Origin of the sequence: Demequina aestuarii, assembly GCF_000975095.1 — a bacterium.
In the GTDB taxonomy this organism is placed as follows: Bacteria; Actinomycetota; Actinomycetes; order Actinomycetales; family Demequinaceae; genus Demequina; species Demequina aestuarii.
On the sequence record NZ_BBRD01000001.1, the window covers coordinates 349,378 to 367,191 of the forward strand.

Consider the following 17,814-nt stretch of genomic DNA (forward strand, 5'->3'; position numbering starts at 1 on the left):
GGGGGTCGGGGGTGAGAGACCACAGACGTACGAGAGAAAAGGCAGAACCACGCGATGGCGGGACAGAAGATCCGCATTCGGCTGAAGAGCTATGACCACGAGGTCATCGACTCCTCGGCCCGAAAGATCGTCGAGACGGTCACGCGCGCCGGCGCGTCGGTGGTCGGCCCCGTGCCGCTCCCGACGGAGAAGAACGTGTTCTGCGTGATTCGTTCGCCGCACAAGTACAAGGACTCCCGCGAGCACTTCGAGATGCGCACGCACAAGCGCCTCATCGACATCGTGGACCCGACGCCGAAGGCCGTCGACTCGCTCATGCGACTCGACCTGCCTGCGGACGTCAACATCGAGATCAAGCTCTAAGCAACGTTAAGGACATAAGCACCATGACCACGACTTCCAATGCCCAGCGCACCACGCGTGCGCTGCTTGGTACGAAGCTGGGCATGACGCAGGTGTGGGATGACGAGGGCCGTGTTGTGCCCGTGACCGTCGTCCAGGTCGACACCAACGTCGTGACCCAGGTGCGCAACGTCGAGCGGGATGGCTACGAAGCCGTCCAGCTGGCGTTCGGTACCGTTGACCCCCGTCGCGTCACCGCGCCCCTCAAGGGCCACTTCGAGGCTGCCGGCGTCACGCCGCGCCGCCACGTGGCCGAGGTGCGCACCGCGGACGCCGCCGACTTCTCGCTGGGCCAGGAGCTCAATGCTGAGGTGTTCGAAGCGGGCCAGAAGGTCGACGTGACCGGCACCACCAAGGGCAAGGGCACCGCCGGTGTGATGAAGCGTCACGGCTTCCACGGCGTCGGCGCATCCCACGGTGCTCACCGCAACCACCGCAAGGCCGGGTCGATCGGTGGCGCATCGACGCCGTCGCGCGTCTTCCGCGGCATCAAGATGGCCGGCCGCATGGGCAACGACCGCAAGACGGTGCAGAACCTGACTGTCCACTCGATCGACGCCGAGAAGGGACTGCTGCTCCTCAAGGGCGCGGTTCCCGGCAACAAGGGCGGCGTCGTGCTGATCCGCTCCGCAGCGAAGGGTGCGTGACCCCATGGCTGAGACCCAGACCGTCGACGTCACCGACGCCGCAGGCAAGAAGACCGGCACCGCCGATCTGCCCGCCGAGGTGTTCAACGTCGTCACCAACATCCCGCTGATCCACCAGGTCGTCGTCGCGCAGCGCGCCGCGGCACGCCAGGGCACGCACTCCACCAAGACCCGAGGCGAAGTCTCGGGTGGTGGCCGCAAGCCCTACAAGCAGAAGGGCACCGGCCGCGCCCGTCAGGGCTCGATCCGCGCTCCCCAGTTCGCTGGTGGTGGCATCGTGCACGGCCCGCAGCCGCGTGACTACTCGCAGCGCACCCCCAAGAAGATGAAGGCCGCCGCTCTTCGCGGTGCCCTGTCCGACCGTGCTCGCGCTGGCCGCGTGCACGTGCTGGATGCCTTCGTGTCCGGGGACGCCCCGTCCACCAAGACCGCTCTCGCGGCGATCTCCCACGCGACCTCGGGCCGCAGCGCGCTCGTCGTGCTGGAGCGCGCCGACGAGGTGTCGTGGAAGTCGCTGCGGAACGCGGCCGGCATTCACGTGCTCGCCGTGGATCAGCTCAACACCTACGACGTGCTCGTGAGCGACGACCTCGTCTTCACGTCGGGCTCTCTCGAGGCATTCCTCGCGGGTCCGGCCCAGGGCAAGTCGGCGACTGCTGTCGCCACCGAGTCCGAGGCGTAAGGAGAACTCACGTGACCACTCTCAACAAGAACCCCCGTGACATCCTCATCCGACCCATCGTGTCGGAGAAGAGCTACTCGCTCATGGATCACGGCAAGTACACGTTCGAGGTCGACCCTCGCGCCAACAAGACCGAGATCAAGATCGCGGTCGAGCAGATCTTCGGCGTGAAGGTCGTGTCCGTGAACACCATCAACCGCAAGGGCAAGACGCGTCGCACCCGCTTCGGCATGGGCAAGCGCAAGGACGTCAAGCGCGCGATTGTCACCGTGGGCGAGGGCGACGCACTCGACGTCTTCTCCGGCCACGTGGGCTAGGCAAGGAACAGGAAACGACATGGCTATTCGTAAGTACAAGCCGACAACGCCGGGCCGTCGTGGCTCGTCTGTTGCCGACTTCGCCGAGGTCACCCGTTCGCAGCCGGAGAAGTCGCTGACGCGTCCGCTGCACAAGAAGGGTGGCCGGAACAACACCGGTCGCATCACCACTCGTCACCAGGGCGGTGGCCACAAGCGCGCCTACCGCGTGATCGACTTCCGTCGTCACGACAAGGACGGCGTGCCCGCGACGGTCGCTCACATCGAGTACGACCCCAACCGCACGGCACGCATCGCGCTGCTGCACTACGCGGACGGCGAGAAGCGCTACATCATCGCGCCTGATCGTCTCTCGCAGGGTTCGGCCGTCGAGGCCGGCGCCGATGCGGACATCAAGCCTGGCAACAACCTGCCCCTGCGCAACATCCCGGTCGGTACGGTCGTTCACGCGATCGAGCTGAAGCCGGGCGGCGGCGCCAAGATCGCTCGCTCCGCGGGCGCTTCGGTGCAGCTGGTTGCCAAGGAGGGCCGCTTCGCGCAGCTGCGCATGCCCTCCGGCGAGATCCGCAACGTCGACGCGCGCTGCCGCGCGACCGTCGGCGAGGTGGGCAACGCCGAGCAGTCCAACATCAACTGGGGCAAGGCAGGCCGCAACCGCTGGAAGGGCAAGCGCCCGACCGTCCGCGGTGTCGTCATGAACCCGGTCGACCACCCGCATGGTGGTGGTGAGGGCAAGACTTCCGGTGGACGTCACCCGGTCTCGCCGTGGGGCAAGCCCGAGGGGCGCACGCGCACCCCGGGCAAGGAGTCCGACAAGCTCATCGTCCGCCGCCGTCGTACTGGCAAGAACAAGCGTTAAGGAGCCTGACTTATGCCACGCAGTCTGAAGAAGGGCCCCTTCGTCGACGACCACCTGCAGAAGAAGGTGGACGCCCAGAACGAGGCGGGAACGAAGAACGTCATCAAGACCTGGTCGCGCCGCAGCGTGATCACCCCGGATTTCCTGGGACACACCTTTGCCGTGCACGACGGGCGCAAGCACGTTCCCGTCTTCGTGACTGAGGCGATGGTCGGGCACAAGCTCGGCGAGTTCGCCCCCACGCGCACGTTCAGGGGCCACGTGAAGGACGACCGCAAGGGCCGCCGCTAACGCGGCGCCCGAGCGTAGGTAAGAGGAGTAGAGATGGAAGCCAAGGCGCAGACGCGATACGTTCGCGTGACCGCCCAGAAGGCTCGCCGTGTCGTGGACCTGGTTCGTGGCAAGAACGCCGTTGAGGCGATCTCCACGCTCAAGTTCCAGCCGCAGGCCGTTGCCGAGGACGTGCGCAAGCTCGTCGCCTCGGCCGTGGCCAACGCACGCGTCAAGGCTGAAGCTGCTGGTGAGCGTTTCGACGAGTCCGAGCTCGTGATCACCGCGATCACGGTCGACGAGGGCCCGACGATGAAGCGCATTCGCCCGCGTGCCCAGGGGCGTGCGAACCGCATTCTCAAGCGCACGAGCCACATGTCCGTGACCGTGGCCACCCCTGAGGGTGCCGTGAAGGAAGGGGCCAAGTAATGGGTCAGAAGATCAATCCGCACGGCTACCGCCTGGGAATCACCACCGACCACCGTTCGCGTTGGTTCGCCGACTCGAGCAAGGTCGGCGAGCGCTACCGCGACTACGTGGACGAGGACGTCAAGATCCGCAAGCTCATGTCCAAGGGACTTGAGCGTGCGGGCGTGTCCAAGGTCGAGATCGAGCGCACCAGGGAGCGCGTGCGTGTGGATCTCCACACCGCTCGCCCTGGCATCGTGATCGGCCGTCGCGGCGCGGAGGCAGACAAGCTTCGCGGCAATCTCGAGAAGCTGACGGGCAAGCAGGTCCAGCTCAACATCCTCGAGGTCAAGAACGCCGAGATGGACGCTCAGCTGGTCGCGCAGGGCATCGCCGAGCAGCTCACCTCGCGAGTCGCGTTCCGCCGTGCCATGCGCAAGGGCATCCAGTCCTCGCTGCGCGCCGGGGCCAAGGGCATCCGTGTCCAGTGCTCCGGTCGCCTCGGTGGCGCGGAGATGTCGCGTTCCGAGTTCTACCGCGAAGGTCGGGTGCCGCTGCACACGCTGCGCGCCAACATCGACTACGGCTTCTTCGAGGCCCGCACCACGTTCGGTCAGATCGGCGTGAAGGTGTGGATCTACAAGGGCGACATGACGGAGAAGGAGTGGGCCGCCGAGCAGGCGAAGGCTCCTCGTCCGCAGCGCGGCCGTGGCCGCGATGCACGCGGACCCCGTCGTGACGGTCCCCCCCGTCAGTCCGCCGACGCCCCCAAGGCTGACGCGCCTGCCGCTGCTGAGGCCCCCAAGGCTGATGCAGGGAAGGAAGGCTAAGACATGCTGATTCCCCGTCGTGTCAAGCACCGCAAGCAGCACCACCCGGGTCGCTCGGGCGCTGCCAAGGGCGGCACCGAGGTCTCGTTCGGCGACTACGGCATTCAGGCTCTCGAGCCCGCCTACGTCACGAACCGCCAGATCGAGGCCGCTCGTATCGCGATGACCCGTCACATCAAGCGTGGTGGAAAGGTGTGGATCAACATCTACCCCGACCGTCCGCTGACGAAGAAGCCTGCCGAGGTCCGCATGGGCTCCGGTAAGGGTTCACCCGAGTGGTGGGTCGCCAACGTCAAGCCCGGACGCGTCCTGTTCGAGCTTGCCGGCGTCGACGAGAACCTCGCCCGCGAGGCCCTGCGTCGTGCCCAGCACAAGCTGCCCATGAAGACCCGCTTCGTAACCCGTGAGGGTGGTGACATCTGATGGCTATCGGTACCAAGTCCCTCATGCCGACCGAACTGGACGCCATGGAGAACGAGACCCTCGCCGAGGAGCTCAAGAAGGCCAAGGAAGAGCTGTTCAACCTGCGCTTCCAGTCGGCCACGGGCCAGCTCGAGAACCACGGTCGCCTGAAGGCGGTCAAGCGAGACATCGCCCGCATCTATACGATCCTGCGCGAGCGTGAGCTCGGCATCCGGACGGCGCCGTCGGCGTCGGCCGAGTAAGGAAAGACGACTATGTCGACCAACAAGAACGCGACGGCCACGGCCGAGCACCGCGCGTATCGCAAGACGCGCCGCGGCTACGTCGTCAGCGACAAGATGGACAAGACGATCACCGTGTCGGTGGAGGACCGGGTCAAGCACCCCCTCTACGGCAAGGTTCTGCGCCGCAACAGCACGATCAAGGCGCACGACGAGCTCAACACCGCCGGCATCGGCGACCTCGTGGTCGTCATGGAGACCCGGCCGCTGTCCGCTTCCAAGCGGTGGCGCCTGGTCGAGATTGTCGAGAAGGCCAAGTAACTAACGTTCGACCAGGCTCGCCCGGCAAAGCCCGGCGAGAACCAGACGACAGGAGAGACACATGATACAGCAGGAGTCGCGGCTCAGAGTCGCCGACAACACGGGCGCCAAGGAGATCCTTGTCATCCGCGTGCTCGGGGGCTCCAAGCGCCGCTACGCCGGCATCGGCGACACTATTGTCGCCACTGTCAAGGACGCGATCCCCGGCGGCAACGTGAAGAAGGGCGAGGTCGTCAAGGCTGTCGTCGTGCGCACCGCCAAGGAGCGCCGACGCGTCGACGGCTCGTACATCAAGTTCGACGAGAACGCGGCCGTGATCCTGAAGGGCGAGACTGCGGAACCCCGCGGCACGCGCATCTTCGGGCCCGTGGGCCGCGAGCTGCGCGACAAGAAGTTCATGAAGATCATCTCGCTCGCACCGGAGGTCATCTGATGGCGAAGATCAAGAAGGGCGACCTCGTGGTCGTCATCGCCGGGCGCGACCGCGGCCAGCAGGGCCGCGTGCTCGAGGTGAACACCGAGAACGATCGGATCATCGTCGAGGGCGTCCAGCGTGTCACCAAGCACATCAAGCCGGGAACCCGTCGGGACAATCAGTCCGGCGGCATCGTGACCACCGAGGCGTCGCTGCACATCTCGAACGTCATGCTCGTTGACCCGGAGACCAAGAAGGGCACCCGTGTGGGTTACCGCACGGAGGAGGTCGAGCGTGACGGCCGCACTCGCGTCAAGCGTGTGCGCGTCGCCAAGCGCTCGGGTAAGGACGTCGAATGAGCACCGCAACGGCTCAGCCGCGGCTCAAGCAGAAGTACCGCAGCGAGATCATCGCCAAGCTCCAGGAGGAGTTCGGCCACGAGAACGTCAACCAGGTCGCCGGCCTCACCAAGGTCGTCGTGAACATGGGTGTCGGGGACGCGGCCAAGGACTCCAAGCTCATGGAGGGCGCGATCGCGGACCTGACGGCCATCACGGGGCAGAAGCCTCAGGTCACGAAGGCCCGCAAGTCGATCGCGCAGTTCAAGCTTCGTGAGGGCCAGCCCATCGGCGCCCACGTGACGCTGCGCGGCGACCGCATGTGGGAGTTCCTCGACCGTCTGCTGTCGCTTGCGCTCCCGCGCATCCGTGACTTCCGCGGCCTCAGCCCCCAGCAGTTCGACGGGAACGGCAACTACACGTTCGGACTGAACGAGCAGTCGATGTTCCACGAGATCGACCAGGACCGGATCGACCGGGTGCGGGGCATGGACATCACCATCGTCACGACCGCGTCTGCCGACGACGAGGGCCGCTCGCTGCTGAAGCAGCTGGGCTTCCCTTTCAAGGAGAAGTAAGACATGGCCAAGACTGCGCTGAAGAACAAGGCCGCCGGCAAGCAGAAGTTTGCCGTCCGCGCCTACACCCGGTGCCAGAAGTGCGGACGTCCGCACTCGGTGTACCGCAAGTTCGGCCTCTGCCGCGTGTGCTTCCGGGAGATGGCTCACGCAGGTGAGCTTCCCGGCATCACCAAGAGCAGCTGGTAAATCCACGACGCCGCAGGTCCCCCCACGGGGGAAACCACGGCGAGGAAGAGTTCGATACTCATGACGATGACTGATCCCATCGCAGACATGCTCACGCGTCTGCGCAATGCGAATTCGGCGTACCACGAGACCGTGGCGATGCCGCACTCCAAGCTCAAGGCGAACATCGCCACGATCCTGGAGTCCGAGGGGTACATCTCCGGCTCGGAAACGACCGATGCCGAGGTGGGCAAGACCCTCACCCTGACCCTCAAGTACGGCCCCCACCGCGAGCGTTCGCTCGCCGGTGTGCGTCGTGTATCCAAGCCCGGCCTGCGCGTGTACGCGAAGTCGACCAACCTGCCGAAGGTTCTCGGCGGCCTGGGCGTGGCTATTCTGTCCACCTCCTCGGGTCTGCTGACCGACCGCGAGGCCGAAAAGAAGGGCGTCGGCGGCGAGGTCGTCGCGTTCGTCTGGTAAGGAAGGAGCGAGACAATGTCACGTATCGGCAAGTACCCCGTTCCGGTTCCTTCCGGAGTGGACGTCACCATCGACGGCGCACTCGTCACGGTCAAGGGCCCCAAGGGCACCCTGTCCCACAGTGTCGCCCAGCCCATCACCGTCCAGCAGGGTGATGAGGGTATTGAGGTGAAGCGCCCGAATGACGAGCGCATCGCCAAGTCCCTCCACGGGCTCACGCGTACGCTCATCGCCAACATGGTCGAGGGCGTCACCAACGGTTACGAGAAGAAGCTCGAGATCGTCGGCACGGGTTACCGCGTCGCGCTCAAGGGCACCGACCTCGAGTTCGCGCTCGGCTTCTCCCACCCGGTCGTCATCGCACCGCCGGAGGGCATCACGTTCTCCGTCGAGGGTCCGACGAAGTTCGCAGTCGCGGGCATCGACAAGCAGCAGGTCGGCGAGATCGCTGCGAACATCCGCAAGGTTCGACCGCCGGAGCCCTATAAGGGCAAGGGCGTTCGGTACGCGGGCGAGCAGGTGCGCCGCAAGGCAGGAAAGACGGGTAAGTAAGCCATGGCTATCTCAATCAGAGGCAAGGGAAAGACGGTCCAGCGCAAGCGCCGTCACTTCCGCCTGCGCAAGAAGATCTCGGGCACGACCGCACGTCCGCGTCTCGTCGTGACCCGTTCCTCCCGCCACATGGTCGCCCAGATCGTGGACGACACGGTGGGCAAGACGCTCGCATCCGCGTCGACCCTCGAGGCCGACCTGCGCGCGATGGACGGCGACAAGACCGCGAAAGCGACCAAGATCGGCGAGCTCGTAGCCGAGCGCGCGAAGGCTGTCGGAGTGGACACTGTCGTGTTCGACCGCGGTGGCAACAGGTACCACGGTCGCGTGGCTGCGGTCGCCCAGGGCGCTCGAGAGGGTGGCCTGGCCCTGTAGGCCGGGACACAGATAAGGAATTCGTATGGCTGACAACAACCGCCGCGACAATCGCCGCGGCAACGAGCCTGACAACAAGTTCATCGAGCGCGTGGTGACCATCAACCGCGTGTCCAAGGTCGTCAAGGGCGGCCGTCGCTTCGGTTTCACGGCGCTGGTCGTCGTGGGCGATGGCGAGGGCAACGTGGGCGTGGGCTACGGCAAGGCCAAGGAGGTCCCCGCTGCGATCTCCAAGGGTGTCGAGGAGGCGAAGCGCAACTTCTTCCGCGTTCCCCGCATCCAGGGCACCATCCCGCACGTCGTGCAGGGTGAGGCCGCGGCCGGCGTCGTGTTCCTCCGTCCGGCAGCTCCCGGTACCGGTGTGATCGCGGGTGGACCCGTGCGCGCCGTGCTCGAGTGCGCTGGCGTTCACGACATCCTGTCGAAGTCGCTGGGCTCCTCCAACGCGATCAACATCGTGCACGCCACGGTGGCCGCGCTGAAGGCGCTCGAGCTGCCCGAGGCAGTGGCCGCTCGTCGCGGCAAGTCCGTGGAGGACGTGGCTCCGGCCGCCATGCTCCGCGCACAGGCTGCGGGGGTGAAGTGATGGCCCGCCTGAAGGTGCAGCAGATCAAGTCGACGATCGGCACGAAGCCGCAGCACCGCGAGACCATTCGCTCGCTGGGCCTCAAGCGCATCGGCGACATCGTCGTGAAGGAGGACCGTCCCGAGATTCGCGGGATGGTCAAGGCGGTCGACCACCTGGTCACCGTCGAGGAGGTGGAATGATGGCTGACGAGAAGAAGGCCGCGGCCGACAAGGCCGATACGCCCGCGAAGAAGCCGGCAGCCAAGAAGGCAACTGCTGCAGCGTCGTCCGAGACGACCGCTGCGAAGAAGCCGGCTGCCAAGAAGGCTCCGGCGAAGAAGGCCGATGCTGACAAGGCTCCTGCGAAGAAGCCTGCCGCCAAGAAGACGGCCGCGAAGTCGGAGGCGGCTGCTGCCGGCTCCGCCAGCGCATCGGCCGCGAAGAAGGCTCCTGCCGCGAAGTCGTCGTCCGCGACGACCGCTGCCAAGAAGCCCGCTGCCACGAAGGCAGCCGCGTCCGAGGACCAGGAGACTGGACCGAAGGTCAGCACCCTGAAGATGCACCACCTGCGTCCCGCGGACGGCGCCCACCAGCGCAAGATCCGCGTGGGTCGCGGTGAGGGCGGTCGTAAGGGCAAGACTGCCGGCCGAGGCACCAAGGGAACGGGCGCGCGCTACCAGGTGCCCGAGCGCTTCGAGGGCGGCCAGACGCCGATCCACATGCGCATCCCCAAGCTGCCTGGCTTCAAGAACCCGTTCCGCACCGAGTACCAGGTCGTGAACGTGTCGCAGATCGCGGAGCTGTTCCCCAAGGGCGGGAAGGTCACCAAGGCCGACCTCGTCGACAAGGGCGCCGTCCGCAAGAACCAGCTCGTCAAGGTGCTGGGCGACGGCGACATCTCCGTCAAGGTCGAGATCGTGGACGCGGACAAGGTTTCGCAGTCCGCGAAGACCAAGATCGAGGCGGCCGGCGGTTCGGTCAACGAAGGCTAGAGTCGTGGGCGGGCCGCACCTCACGTGCGGCCCGCTCCGACTATCTGCCGCCGTATCCGTTTGCTGCCGACTCGGCGGCACACAAGTGGAGGAACATCAATGCTGAGTGGCTTCCTGAGCGCGTTTCGTACGCCTGATCTGCGGAAGAAGCTGCTCTTCACGCTGGGCATCCTCGCGATCTACCGGCTCGGAGTGGCGATTCCGACCCCCGGCATCGACTACGCGAATGTGCAACAGTGCGCCGGTCAGACGACGACCAACTCCGCCTTCGAGGTGCTGAACCTGTTCTCGGGCGGTGCACTTCTCCAACTCTCCGTCTTCGCGCTGGGCATCATGCCGTACATCACGGCATCGATCATGGTCCAGCTGCTGCGCGTGCTGATTCCGCGCTTCGAGGCCCTCAACAAGGAGGGCCAGGAGGGGCAGGCCAAGCTCACCCAGTACACGCGGTACATCACCGTGGGCTTCGCACTGCTCCAGTCCGCCTCGTACATCACGATGGCGCGCAACGACATCTTCTTCCCCGGCTGCGCCGTGCCGATCATCCCGGACGACTCCTGGTACACGATCGCCATCATGGTCCTCACGATGACCACGGGCACCGTGCTGATCATGTGGCTCGGAGAGCGCATCACCGAGCGCGGAGTCGGCAACGGCATGTCGCTGCTGATCTTCACCTCGATCGCCGCCTCGTTCCCGGGTGTCGGCTCCGCCATCTGGAACTCGTCGAACGGTCTGCAGAACTCGATCATCGTGGGAATCGTGGTCATGGTCGTGATCGCGGCCGTGGTCTTCGTCGAGCAGTCGCAGCGCCGCATCCCTGTGCAGTACGCCAAGCGCATGGTGGGACGCCGCATGCTCGGCGGCTCCTCGACGTACATCCCGATCAAGATCAACATGGCGGGCATCATTCCCGTGATCTTCGCGTCGTCGCTGCTGATGCTGCCGCAGGTGATCAGCCAGTTCGCGGGCAACGACCCCAACGACGTCATCATCTGGCTGCGGGACAACGTCGCCGATCCGGCAGCGCCGCTGAACATCGCGCTGTACATCGTGCTGATCATCTTCTTCGCCTACTTCTACACCGCGATCACGTTCAACCCGAACGACGTTGCGGACAACATGAAGAAGTACGGCGGGTTCATCCCGGGCATCCGTCCGGGACAGCCCACGGCGGACTTCCTCTCGTACGTGCTCTCCCGGATCACGGCCGCCGGCTCGCTCTACCTGGCGGCGGTCGCACTGGTGCCCACGATCACCTTCGTGTTCCTGGGACTGAGCACGTCGATCCCATTCGGCGGCGCGTCGATCCTGATCCTCGTGGGCGTGGGTCTCGACACCGTCAAGCGCATCCAGTCCCAGCTGGAGCAGCGCCACTATGAAGGGTTCCTCAAGTAATGCGCACTGTCCTCCTCGGCCCGCCAGGAGCGGGCAAGGGCACCCAGGCCACCCGCCTCGCCGAGCGATGGGGCGTCCCCGCGATCTCGACGGGCGACATCTTCCGCACCAACGTGCAGGGCAACACCGAGCTGGGCCGGCGCGCTCAGGAATACATGTCGGCGGGCGCTCTCGTCCCCGATGAGGTCACCAATGCCATGGTGCGCGATCGACTCGCGCAGGATGACGTCGCGGACGGGTTCCTGCTCGACGGGTACCCCCGCAACCCGGATCAGGCCGTCGAGCTCGACACCATGCTGTCCGAGCTCGAGGTGAAGCTGGACGTCGCCATCGAGATCACCGTGGACCGCGACGCGGTCACTGATCGGCTGCTCAAGCGCGCGGAGATCGAAGGGCGCTCGGATGACACCGAGCCCGTGATCCGCAAGCGCCTCGAGGTGTACGCGAAGCAGACCGCTCCGGTCGCGGCGTACTACGACGGTCGCGGCCTGCTGGTGCAGGTCGACGGCATGCGCGAGATCGACGCGGTGACCGAGGCGATCCTCGCGGCCGTCACCGACCGCTGACGCGTGCGCGACCGAATCGAGTACAAGACTCGCGATCAGATGCGGGTCATGGCTCAGGCGGGCGTGATCGTTGAACAGGCCCTGGCGGCCGCGCGATCAGCTGCATCGCCAGGAGTGACGACCCTCGACATCGAGCGCGCCGCCGCGGCGGTCATCGCCGATGCGGGCGCCACCTCGAACTTCCTCGGGTACCACGGGTTCCCGGCCACCGCCTGCGTCTCCGTCAACGACGAGGTCGTTCACGGGATCCCGGGCGACCGAGTGATCATGGACGGCGACGTGGTCTCGGTCGATTGCGGAGCGATCGTCGACGGATGGCACGGCGACTCGGCGCTCACCGTGATCGTCGGCGATCCCCGATCCGACGCGGACGTCCATCTCGTGGAGCACGCGCGCCGGTCGCTGTGGGCGGGCATCGCGGCGCTGGCGACGGCGTCACGGCTCGATGAGGTCGCTGCCGCGATCGAGGACGTCACGGTCGACGCCGGTCTGCATCCGCTGCTCGGCTACGTGGGGCACGGCATCGGCACCGCGATGCACCAGGCTCCCGACGTGATGAACTACCGCACTCGCGGGAGGGCCGCACGGGTGAGACCCGGCCTGTGCGTGGCGATCGAGCCGATGCTCGTCCAGGGGACGCCGGATTCGACAGTGCTGGAGGACGATTGGACCGTCGTCTCCGCCGACGGTTCCCGGGGCGCGCACTGGGAGCACTCGATCGCCGTGCACGACGACGGGATCTGGGTGCTCACGGCCAGCGATGGCGGGCGTGCCGGTCTCGCGCCGTTCGGCATCGAGCCGGCCCCGCTCAACTGAACCCTCCCCGACCCGGATGTGACGCACGCCACCCCGCGAAACGCAAGGTTTACTCGCGGGCCGTGCAGGGGCAACATCGCCTGCCTACGGTGGTGACCAGGATGGGCCGTACCGGCCCGTCATGGGTGAAGGACGCTGACGTGGCACGTGGATTCAACTACGCACCGGGAGCCTCCGAAGAGGTCGAGCTCGCTGGCACTCCCGGGCTGCCGCGCGAGCAGATCGCGGCGCTCTCGCTCAGCCGCAACGCCGTGGTCCGCGAGGTCCTCGCCGCCAGGCGTGACCTGGCGCTCGGCCAGATGGTGTCCTTTGCGCACGACCGATCGACCGACGTACGCACTGCGCTCGCAGCGAACCCGACCGCACCCGGCACGGTCCTGGACCATCTGGCGGGGGACAAGCACGTGTCCGTTCTCGAGGCTCTCCTCGCGAATCCCTCCACACCGGTCGAGGTGGTGGAGCGGCTCGCCTTCCACCGGAAGTCCGAGGTGCGTCTCGCCGCGGTGCAACGCATCGACGACGCAGAAGCGCGCGGCGCGCAGGACGCGGCCCCGGGACCAGGCACCCGATACGCGTCGAGCGCCCCCGAGCTGCAGGACCGCGCGGTGGGGTTCGGATCGGGAGACGTGGTCGACATCGCGACGGGTCTGCCCGTGAGGCCGGGAGTCGGAGGCCCGCCAGCCACGCGCACCGCTCCCGTCCGGGGGTTCCGTCCACCGTCCCAGTAGCGCCAGCCACGGCACTGTTCATGCACGACCGCCTCACTCTTCACCCGACCGCAAGCGGGCGGACAGGTGATGGCCACCGTGACGCCGTAGCGTCGGTCCGAACTGGAGTGATCGGCATGGGGGCGGACGATGAGCCACGGTTCACACGACGACGGTTCGTGGTCGCGCGCTCTCATGGCCGCCTCTGGCATCGGCGGTGTCCGGGATGCCACGACCCGCGAAGGCTCGGCCGCCTGGCATGAGGCCTCCGGCGCCGACCTCGCCGGACCGCGATTCCTCGAGCTGGCTCACCATCGTGACCCTGCGGTGCGGGAGGCGCTGGCGCGACGCGAGGACTGCCCGCTCGGGGTCCTGGCCTCGCTGGCACACGATGCGCGGCCTGCGGTGAGGGCGGCGGCGGCCTCGAACGGCCGGGCGAGGGCTGCCATCCTGGACAACCTGGCGCGCGATCGTGATCCCGGGGTCCTGAAGGCGGTCGCGCGCAACCCGGCGACCACGCGAGACACCCTCCTGAAGCTGTGCGGGCACCGCCGCCAGGAGGTGCGCCGTGTGGCGCTGCGCGCCTTGGCTGAGCCCGAGGCTGCCCCAATGACAGGAGACGTCTCCACCGGTGACCTTCCGCTCGAGCTGCGCGACGGACCCGCCCCGCCCCTCCCGACCGCCCCCGCAGGGCTCGGACGCCACCACGCACCGGCGTTCTACGCGCCGAAGCCGGTCGTGCCGTCACCACCGCCGCCCCAGCCCCCAACCCCCGAGCGGGGAACGGACGGGCTCGCGACTCCTCCGCCTCCCGCTGGCCGCTAGCGGCGGGCGGGCCCATATGGGTCCACTTTGTCGTGTTCTTCACATGACGATGCGGTTGCCGTGGCTGCGCCCTAAAATGTCCACAGCCCTCCGTAGCGGTAGGGCTCGCCGGGCTGGGCCCGGCGATGGCGACGGAGAAGGAGCGGGTGTGAGCATCTCGTCTACGCGCGGACCCTCAGAGGACGTCGTCAAGGCGCTCGATCCCGAGGTCACCGGCCCCGATCTGCTGCGCCTCGCCGTTCACCGTGAGCCGACGGTGCGAGCCGCCGTCGCGACGCGCGGCGACTGCCCGGTCGCTGCGCTCATCTCGCTCGGGCACGATCATTCGGTCGAGGTTCTCGAGGCTCTGATCGGCAACCCCAAGACACCGTCGTCGGTGATCCGCAACCTCGCGGACCACCGCAACCCGCAGATCTCCGGAGCTGCGGTCCAGCGGCTTCGCAACAGCTTCCGCTGAGCGCCCCCGCGCGCGTGGCCATGGCGGCCCCGCCGGCGCGGTTGAGAAGCGCTCAGAACTCCCGTATAGTGGTGCGTCGGGCGTTTTCGCGCGCCCGGATAACCGTCAACCAATGTGAGTGGAGTCCATGGCCAAGAAAGACGGCGTCATCGAGGTCGAGGGCTCGGTCGTGGAGGCACTTCCCAATGCCTCCTTCCGAGTGGAGCTGACCAATGGTCATCTCGTCCTCGCCCACATCTCAGGCAAGATGCGACAGCACTACATCCGGATCCTCCCCGAGGACCGCGTAGTCGTCGAGTTGAGCCCCTACGACCTGTCCCGCGGCCGTATCGTCTACCGCTACAAGTAAGTCGTCGCCGGCGCGCACCTGCGTCATCAGCGCCGACGGCGAAGGAAAGAAAAATGAAGGTTAAGCCCAGCGTCAAGCCGATCTGCGAGAAGTGCAAGGTCATCCGCCGTAACGGCCGAGTCATGGTCATCTGCGAGAACCTGCGCCACAAGCAGCGTCAGGGTTAGACAACCCGCAAGACACGTTCAGGCAACCGAAAGGTAGCCCACGGCTCGGAGGCCGTGGCCCGCACCATCACCCGCGGGAAGCCTGAGCGTCAGACCTCCGACTACTGAGGAGTAGCAACAGACATATGGCACGCATCGTTGGTGTCGATCTCCCGCGCGACAAGCGCATGGAGATCGCGCTCACCTATATCTACGGAATCGGTCGCACTCGTGCGGCCCAGATTCTCGCCGCCACCGGCATCAGCGCGGACCTGCGCGTCAAGGACGCGTCGGACACCGAGCTGGTCGCGATCCGCGACTTCATCGAGGCCAACTTCCAGGTGGAGGGCGACCTGCGCCGCGAGGTGCAGGGCGACATCCGCCGCAAGGTCGAAATCGGCAATTACCAGGGACTGCGCCACCGTCGTGGCATGCCCGTCCGTGGTCAGCGCACGAAGACCAATGCCCGCACGCGCAAGGGCCCCAAGAAGACCGTCGCCGGAAAGAAGAAGTAAGCCATGGCAGCACCTACCCGCAAGCCGCGCAAGAAGATCAAGAAGACCGTCGCGCACGGCCAGGCGCACATCAAGTCCACCTTCAACAACACGATCATCTCGATCACGGACCCCTCGGGTGCCGTGGTGTCGTGGTCGTCGTCCGGTCAGGTGGGCTTCAAGGGCTCTCGCAAGTCGACTCCCTACGCCGCGCAGATGGCCGCCGAGGCAGCCGCGCGCCGTGCGCAGGACGCCGGCATGAGCAAGGTCGACGTGTTCGTCAAGGGACCGGGCTCGGGTCGCGACACCGCGATTCGTTCGCTCACCGCAGCCGGCCTCGAGGTGACGTCCATCAAGGACGTGACGCCTCAGGCGCACAACGGCTGCCGCCCGCCCAAGCGTCGCCGCAACTAGCGAACGTTGGCGTCATCCTGACGCCCTACGTCCTCCCCGGCGCTCGCTTTGGCGCCGGGGGCAGGACGGTCAACTGAAGAACCGTGACCCCGGCGGGACCGAACTCCGCCGGATCTTGCGAGCATCAAATAGCGGGTGCTCGGAAAGGAAATGAACAGTGCTCATTGCACAGCGTCCCACCCTGACCGAGAAGGTCATCTCGGACAACCGTTCGCAGTTCTCCCTCAAGCCGCTCGAGCCTGGCTTCGGCTACACGCTCGGCAACTCGCTCCGCCGCACCCTGCTGTCGTCGATCCCGGGCGCGGCCATCACGTCGGTGCGCTTCGAGGGCGTTCTTCACGAATTCACGACCATCGAGGGCGTGAAGGAGGACGTGACCGAGATCATGCTGAACCTCAAGAACCTGGTCGTCTCCTCCGAGCACGACGAGCCCGTGGTGATGTACCTGCGCAAGTCGGGTGCAGGCGCCGTGACTGCCGCGGACATCGCTCCGCCGGCAGGCGTGGAGGTCCACAACCCGGATCTGCACATCGCGACGCTGAACTCGAAGGCGAAGTTCGAGGTCGAGCTCACGGTGGAGCGCGGCCGCGGCTACGTTCCCTCGTCGATGAACAAGAGCTACGACGCAGAGATCGGCCAGATCCCGGTCGACTCGATCTACTCGCCGGTGCTCAAGGTCACCTACAAGGTCGAGGCCACCCGTGTCGCTCAGCGCACGGACTTCGACGAGCTGATCATCGACGTCGAGACCAAGTCGTCGATCTCTGCTCGTGACGCGCTCGCGTCGGCAGGCTCGACCCTGGTCGAGCTGTTCTCGCTCGCGAAGGGCCTCAACGAGGCCGCCGAGGGCATCGAGATCGGCCCGTCGGACACCGACGAGTCGCTCGAAGAGGACTACAACCAGCCCATCGAGGAGCTGAACCTCACGCAGCGGTCCTACAACTGCCTCAAGCGCGAGGGCATTCACACCGTGGGTGAGCTCACCGCCCGCTCGGAAGCGGACCTGATGGACATCCGCAACTTCGGGCAGAAGTCGATCACCGAGGTCAAGGAGAAGCTCGCCGAGCTGGGCTTCTCCCTCAAGGACGGCGGCACCGAGTACGACGGCTCCTCAGCGGGCGTGTACTTCTCGGGCAGCGAAGAGTAACAAGGAGAACCACGCATCATGCCTACCCCCACTAAGGGAGCGCGCCTCGGCGGCGGTCCTGCCCACGAGCGCCACATCCTGGCGAACCTGGCGCAGAGCCTCTTCGAGCACGGCCGCATCACGACCACCGTCACCAAGGCCAAGCGCCTGCGCCCGTACGCCGAGCGCCTCGTCACCTTCGCGAAGCGTGGCGACCTCGCCTCGCGTCGCAAGGTGCTCGGGCTGCTCTCGGACAAGGGCGTGGTTCACACGCTCTTCACCGAGATCGGCCCCGGCTTCGCCGAGCGCGACGGTGGTTACACCCGCATCACGAAGGTCGGCACCCGCAAGGGTGACAACGCGCCTATGGCAGTCATCGAGCTCGTCGAGTTCGGTGCACCTGCCAAGAAGGCCGTGAAGAACGAGGCCGAGAAGGCGACCAAGAAGGCTGCTCCTCAGGCGAAGACCGGCAAGGCTGCCAAGGCCGACGCCGCATCGACGGACGCCCCGGCGTCCGAGCCCGAGGTCAAGCCCGAGGAGGTCGAGGCAGAGCACGCCGAGACTCCCGTCGAGGGCGCTGACGAGGCTTCGGCCACCAAGGCCGACGACAAGTAGCACCGCCGAGGCGTGGGCGAGAGCCCGCGCCGACGCGCACGTACGAGGCGGGCTCT

The 17,814-nt window shown here is 66.5% G+C and carries 33 protein-coding genes; all 33 read left to right on the forward strand.

All coding sequences use genetic code 11. The annotated features are described in order from the left end of the window. The first annotated feature begins 54 nt into the window (after positions 1 to 54). The 33 genes from rpsJ to rplQ all read left to right on the forward strand — a co-directional run bounded on the left by rpsJ (position 55) and on the right by rplQ (position 17,758). Positions 55 to 363 (forward strand): 30S ribosomal protein S10, encoded by a 309-nt coding sequence (gene rpsJ / locus AOP72_RS01650; protein ID WP_042213186.1) that lies wholly within the window; start codon positions 55 to 57, stop codon positions 361 to 363. A 23-nt stretch (positions 364 to 386) separates the two neighbouring features. Next, a complete protein-coding gene (rplC, locus tag AOP72_RS01655; protein ID WP_062131485.1) occupies positions 387 to 1,049 on the forward strand; it encodes a 50S ribosomal protein L3 in 663 nt (220 codons plus the stop codon). A gap of 4 nt (positions 1,050 to 1,053) precedes the next feature. Further along, entirely contained in the window at positions 1,054 to 1,731 is a 678-nt protein-coding gene (gene rplD / locus AOP72_RS01660; protein WP_062136664.1) for a 50S ribosomal protein L4, read from the forward strand. A gap of 11 nt (positions 1,732 to 1,742) precedes the next feature. Then, positions 1,743 to 2,048 carry a 50S ribosomal protein L23 gene (gene rplW / locus AOP72_RS01665; protein ID WP_062131487.1) on the forward strand — a complete coding sequence of 102 codons (306 nt, stop codon included), beginning with the start codon at positions 1,743 to 1,745 and terminating at the stop codon, positions 2,046 to 2,048. 19 nt (positions 2,049 to 2,067) lie between these two features. Continuing rightward, positions 2,068 to 2,907 carry a 50S ribosomal protein L2 gene (gene rplB / locus AOP72_RS01670; protein WP_062131491.1) on the forward strand — a complete coding sequence of 280 codons (840 nt, stop codon included), beginning with the start codon at positions 2,068 to 2,070 and terminating at the stop codon, positions 2,905 to 2,907. A 12-nt stretch (positions 2,908 to 2,919) separates the two neighbouring features. Further along, complete coding sequence (rpsS, locus tag AOP72_RS01675) at positions 2,920 to 3,198, forward strand: 30S ribosomal protein S19 (RefSeq protein ID WP_062131494.1); 279 nt, start codon at positions 2,920 to 2,922, stop codon at positions 3,196 to 3,198. Between the two features lie 33 nt (positions 3,199 to 3,231). Further along, positions 3,232 to 3,606, forward strand: coding sequence for a 50S ribosomal protein L22 (gene rplV, locus AOP72_RS01680; RefSeq protein ID WP_062131497.1), 375 nt, complete (start codon positions 3,232 to 3,234; stop codon positions 3,604 to 3,606). After that, positions 3,606 to 4,415, forward strand: a complete 810-nt coding sequence (gene rpsC, locus AOP72_RS01685) for a 30S ribosomal protein S3 (RefSeq protein WP_062131499.1) — start codon at positions 3,606 to 3,608, stop codon at positions 4,413 to 4,415. Before rplV ends, rpsC begins: the two co-directional genes overlap by 1 nt. Before the next feature lie 3 nt (positions 4,416 to 4,418). Continuing rightward, positions 4,419 to 4,838, forward strand: a complete 420-nt coding sequence (rplP, locus tag AOP72_RS01690) for a 50S ribosomal protein L16 (RefSeq protein ID WP_062131501.1) — start codon at positions 4,419 to 4,421, stop codon at positions 4,836 to 4,838. Beyond that, complete coding sequence (gene rpmC / locus AOP72_RS01695) at positions 4,838 to 5,080, forward strand: 50S ribosomal protein L29 (protein ID WP_062131504.1); 243 nt, start codon at positions 4,838 to 4,840, stop codon at positions 5,078 to 5,080. The genes rplP and rpmC overlap by 1 nt, the downstream gene beginning before the upstream one ends. Before the next feature lie 12 nt (positions 5,081 to 5,092). Further along, positions 5,093 to 5,380, forward strand: a complete 288-nt coding sequence (gene rpsQ / locus AOP72_RS01700) for a 30S ribosomal protein S17 (protein ID WP_062131509.1) — start codon at positions 5,093 to 5,095, stop codon at positions 5,378 to 5,380. A gap of 61 nt (positions 5,381 to 5,441) precedes the next feature. Beyond that, positions 5,442 to 5,813 carry a 50S ribosomal protein L14 gene (rplN, locus tag AOP72_RS01705; RefSeq protein WP_062131512.1) on the forward strand — a complete coding sequence of 124 codons (372 nt, stop codon included), beginning with the start codon at positions 5,442 to 5,444 and terminating at the stop codon, positions 5,811 to 5,813. Beyond that, the gene (gene rplX, locus AOP72_RS01710) at positions 5,813 to 6,154 is read left to right on the forward strand and encodes a 50S ribosomal protein L24 (RefSeq protein ID WP_062131515.1); all 342 of its coding nucleotides are present in this window, start codon (positions 5,813 to 5,815) and stop codon (positions 6,152 to 6,154) included. The genes rplN and rplX overlap by 1 nt, the downstream gene beginning before the upstream one ends. Next, the gene (rplE, locus tag AOP72_RS01715) at positions 6,151 to 6,711 is read left to right on the forward strand and encodes a 50S ribosomal protein L5 (RefSeq protein ID WP_062131519.1); all 561 of its coding nucleotides are present in this window, start codon (positions 6,151 to 6,153) and stop codon (positions 6,709 to 6,711) included. Before rplX ends, rplE begins: the two co-directional genes overlap by 4 nt. Positions 6,712 to 6,714: 3 nt before the next feature. Continuing rightward, positions 6,715 to 6,900 carry a type Z 30S ribosomal protein S14 gene (locus AOP72_RS01720; protein ID WP_062069937.1) on the forward strand — a complete coding sequence of 62 codons (186 nt, stop codon included), beginning with the start codon at positions 6,715 to 6,717 and terminating at the stop codon, positions 6,898 to 6,900. A gap of 60 nt (positions 6,901 to 6,960) precedes the next feature. Further along, positions 6,961 to 7,359 (forward strand): 30S ribosomal protein S8, encoded by a 399-nt coding sequence (gene rpsH / locus AOP72_RS01725; RefSeq protein WP_062131522.1) that lies wholly within the window; start codon positions 6,961 to 6,963, stop codon positions 7,357 to 7,359. Between the two features lie 15 nt (positions 7,360 to 7,374). Continuing rightward, entirely contained in the window at positions 7,375 to 7,911 is a 537-nt protein-coding gene (gene rplF, locus AOP72_RS01730; RefSeq protein ID WP_062131525.1) for a 50S ribosomal protein L6, read from the forward strand. Between the two features lie 3 nt (positions 7,912 to 7,914). Then, on the forward strand, positions 7,915 to 8,286 hold the full coding sequence (gene rplR / locus AOP72_RS01735; protein WP_062131528.1) for a 50S ribosomal protein L18: 372 nt from the start codon (positions 7,915 to 7,917) through the stop codon (positions 8,284 to 8,286). A 25-nt stretch (positions 8,287 to 8,311) separates the two neighbouring features. Further along, the gene (gene rpsE, locus AOP72_RS01740; RefSeq protein WP_062131531.1) at positions 8,312 to 8,872 is read left to right on the forward strand and encodes a 30S ribosomal protein S5; all 561 of its coding nucleotides are present in this window, start codon (positions 8,312 to 8,314) and stop codon (positions 8,870 to 8,872) included. Continuing rightward, a complete protein-coding gene (gene rpmD, locus AOP72_RS01745) occupies positions 8,872 to 9,054 on the forward strand; it encodes a 50S ribosomal protein L30 (protein ID WP_062131534.1) in 183 nt (60 codons plus the stop codon). The genes rpsE and rpmD overlap by 1 nt, the downstream gene beginning before the upstream one ends. After that, on the forward strand, positions 9,054 to 9,845 hold the full coding sequence (gene rplO / locus AOP72_RS13160) for a 50S ribosomal protein L15 (protein WP_084631827.1): 792 nt from the start codon (positions 9,054 to 9,056) through the stop codon (positions 9,843 to 9,845). Before rpmD ends, rplO begins: the two co-directional genes overlap by 1 nt. Positions 9,846 to 9,944: 99 nt before the next feature. Beyond that, on the forward strand, positions 9,945 to 11,243 hold the full coding sequence (secY, locus tag AOP72_RS01755; protein ID WP_062131537.1) for a preprotein translocase subunit SecY: 1,299 nt from the start codon (positions 9,945 to 9,947) through the stop codon (positions 11,241 to 11,243). Next, positions 11,243 to 11,809: an adenylate kinase gene (locus AOP72_RS01760; protein WP_062131540.1), complete on the forward strand. Its 567-nt coding sequence runs from the start codon at positions 11,243 to 11,245 to the stop codon at positions 11,807 to 11,809. Before secY ends, AOP72_RS01760 begins: the two co-directional genes overlap by 1 nt. 3 nt (positions 11,810 to 11,812) lie before the next feature. Then, positions 11,813 to 12,625, forward strand: a complete 813-nt coding sequence (map, locus tag AOP72_RS01765; protein ID WP_274519721.1) for a type I methionyl aminopeptidase — start codon at positions 11,813 to 11,815, stop codon at positions 12,623 to 12,625. A 140-nt stretch (positions 12,626 to 12,765) separates the two neighbouring features. Continuing rightward, positions 12,766 to 13,353: a hypothetical protein gene (locus tag AOP72_RS01770; protein ID WP_062131544.1), complete on the forward strand. Its 588-nt coding sequence runs from the start codon at positions 12,766 to 12,768 to the stop codon at positions 13,351 to 13,353. Between the two features lie 129 nt (positions 13,354 to 13,482). Next, positions 13,483 to 14,157 carry a hypothetical protein gene (locus AOP72_RS01775; protein WP_062131547.1) on the forward strand — a complete coding sequence of 225 codons (675 nt, stop codon included), beginning with the start codon at positions 13,483 to 13,485 and terminating at the stop codon, positions 14,155 to 14,157. A 148-nt stretch (positions 14,158 to 14,305) separates the two neighbouring features. Continuing rightward, on the forward strand, positions 14,306 to 14,614 hold the full coding sequence (locus tag AOP72_RS01780; protein ID WP_062131550.1) for a hypothetical protein: 309 nt from the start codon (positions 14,306 to 14,308) through the stop codon (positions 14,612 to 14,614). A gap of 127 nt (positions 14,615 to 14,741) precedes the next feature. Further along, on the forward strand, positions 14,742 to 14,963 hold the full coding sequence (infA, locus tag AOP72_RS01785) for a translation initiation factor IF-1 (RefSeq protein WP_061963594.1): 222 nt from the start codon (positions 14,742 to 14,744) through the stop codon (positions 14,961 to 14,963). Between the two features lie 53 nt (positions 14,964 to 15,016). Continuing rightward, on the forward strand, positions 15,017 to 15,130 hold the full coding sequence (gene rpmJ, locus AOP72_RS01790) for a 50S ribosomal protein L36 (RefSeq protein WP_026917227.1): 114 nt from the start codon (positions 15,017 to 15,019) through the stop codon (positions 15,128 to 15,130). Positions 15,131 to 15,255: 125 nt separating this feature from the next. Next, a complete protein-coding gene (gene rpsM / locus AOP72_RS01795; RefSeq protein ID WP_062131553.1) occupies positions 15,256 to 15,624 on the forward strand; it encodes a 30S ribosomal protein S13 in 369 nt (122 codons plus the stop codon). A gap of 3 nt (positions 15,625 to 15,627) precedes the next feature. Then, positions 15,628 to 16,017, forward strand: a complete 390-nt coding sequence (gene rpsK, locus AOP72_RS01800) for a 30S ribosomal protein S11 (RefSeq protein ID WP_061963598.1) — start codon at positions 15,628 to 15,630, stop codon at positions 16,015 to 16,017. Between the two features lie 157 nt (positions 16,018 to 16,174). Then, entirely contained in the window at positions 16,175 to 17,164 is a 990-nt protein-coding gene (locus AOP72_RS01805) for a DNA-directed RNA polymerase subunit alpha (protein ID WP_062131556.1), read from the forward strand. 18 nt (positions 17,165 to 17,182) lie between these two features. Next, complete coding sequence (rplQ, locus tag AOP72_RS01810; protein ID WP_062131559.1) at positions 17,183 to 17,758, forward strand: 50S ribosomal protein L17; 576 nt, start codon at positions 17,183 to 17,185, stop codon at positions 17,756 to 17,758. Positions 17,759 to 17,814: the final 56 nt, after the last annotated feature.

Excerpts from the sequence above, each read along its gene's own strand:
- rpsE (WP_062131531.1), top strand. The coding sequence starts at position 8,312 with ATGGCTGACAACAACCGCCGCGACAATCGCCGCGGCAACGAGCCTGAC.
- secY (WP_062131537.1), top strand. The coding sequence starts at position 9,945 with ATGCTGAGTGGCTTCCTGAGCGCGTTTCGTACGCCTGATCTGCGGAAG.
- infA (WP_061963594.1), top strand. The coding sequence starts at position 14,742 with ATGGCCAAGAAAGACGGCGTCATCGAGGTCGAGGGCTCGGTCGTGGAG.
- rpsC (WP_062131499.1), top strand. The coding sequence starts at position 3,606 with ATGGGTCAGAAGATCAATCCGCACGGCTACCGCCTGGGAATCACCACC.
- rplE (WP_062131519.1), top strand. The coding sequence starts at position 6,151 with ATGAGCACCGCAACGGCTCAGCCGCGGCTCAAGCAGAAGTACCGCAGC.
- rplC (WP_062131485.1), top strand. The coding sequence starts at position 387 with ATGACCACGACTTCCAATGCCCAGCGCACCACGCGTGCGCTGCTTGGT.
- rpsH (WP_062131522.1), top strand. The coding sequence starts at position 6,961 with ATGACGATGACTGATCCCATCGCAGACATGCTCACGCGTCTGCGCAAT.
- rplD (WP_062136664.1), top strand. The coding sequence starts at position 1,054 with ATGGCTGAGACCCAGACCGTCGACGTCACCGACGCCGCAGGCAAGAAG.
- rpsJ (WP_042213186.1), top strand. The coding sequence starts at position 55 with ATGGCGGGACAGAAGATCCGCATTCGGCTGAAGAGCTATGACCACGAG.
- AOP72_RS01760 (WP_062131540.1), top strand. The coding sequence starts at position 11,243 with ATGCGCACTGTCCTCCTCGGCCCGCCAGGAGCGGGCAAGGGCACCCAG.
- rpsM (WP_062131553.1), top strand. The coding sequence starts at position 15,256 with ATGGCACGCATCGTTGGTGTCGATCTCCCGCGCGACAAGCGCATGGAG.
- rplX (WP_062131515.1), top strand. The coding sequence starts at position 5,813 with ATGGCGAAGATCAAGAAGGGCGACCTCGTGGTCGTCATCGCCGGGCGC.
- AOP72_RS01720 (WP_062069937.1), top strand. The coding sequence starts at position 6,715 with ATGGCCAAGACTGCGCTGAAGAACAAGGCCGCCGGCAAGCAGAAGTTT.
- rplP (WP_062131501.1), top strand. The coding sequence starts at position 4,419 with ATGCTGATTCCCCGTCGTGTCAAGCACCGCAAGCAGCACCACCCGGGT.
- AOP72_RS01775 (WP_062131547.1), top strand. The coding sequence starts at position 13,483 with ATGAGCCACGGTTCACACGACGACGGTTCGTGGTCGCGCGCTCTCATG.
- rplR (WP_062131528.1), top strand. The coding sequence starts at position 7,915 with ATGGCTATCTCAATCAGAGGCAAGGGAAAGACGGTCCAGCGCAAGCGC.
- rpsK (WP_061963598.1), top strand. The coding sequence starts at position 15,628 with ATGGCAGCACCTACCCGCAAGCCGCGCAAGAAGATCAAGAAGACCGTC.
- rplO (WP_084631827.1), top strand. The coding sequence starts at position 9,054 with ATGGCTGACGAGAAGAAGGCCGCGGCCGACAAGGCCGATACGCCCGCG.
- rplN (WP_062131512.1), top strand. The coding sequence starts at position 5,442 with ATGATACAGCAGGAGTCGCGGCTCAGAGTCGCCGACAACACGGGCGCC.
- rplQ (WP_062131559.1), top strand. The coding sequence starts at position 17,183 with ATGCCTACCCCCACTAAGGGAGCGCGCCTCGGCGGCGGTCCTGCCCAC.
- rplV (WP_062131497.1), top strand. The coding sequence starts at position 3,232 with ATGGAAGCCAAGGCGCAGACGCGATACGTTCGCGTGACCGCCCAGAAG.
- rpmC (WP_062131504.1), top strand. The coding sequence starts at position 4,838 with ATGGCTATCGGTACCAAGTCCCTCATGCCGACCGAACTGGACGCCATG.
- rplB (WP_062131491.1), top strand. The coding sequence starts at position 2,068 with ATGGCTATTCGTAAGTACAAGCCGACAACGCCGGGCCGTCGTGGCTCG.
- rpsQ (WP_062131509.1), top strand. The coding sequence starts at position 5,093 with ATGTCGACCAACAAGAACGCGACGGCCACGGCCGAGCACCGCGCGTAT.
- rpmJ (WP_026917227.1), top strand. The coding sequence starts at position 15,017 with ATGAAGGTTAAGCCCAGCGTCAAGCCGATCTGCGAGAAGTGCAAGGTC.
- rplF (WP_062131525.1), top strand. The coding sequence starts at position 7,375 with ATGTCACGTATCGGCAAGTACCCCGTTCCGGTTCCTTCCGGAGTGGAC.
- rpsS (WP_062131494.1), top strand. The coding sequence starts at position 2,920 with ATGCCACGCAGTCTGAAGAAGGGCCCCTTCGTCGACGACCACCTGCAG.
- rpmD (WP_062131534.1), top strand. The coding sequence starts at position 8,872 with ATGGCCCGCCTGAAGGTGCAGCAGATCAAGTCGACGATCGGCACGAAG.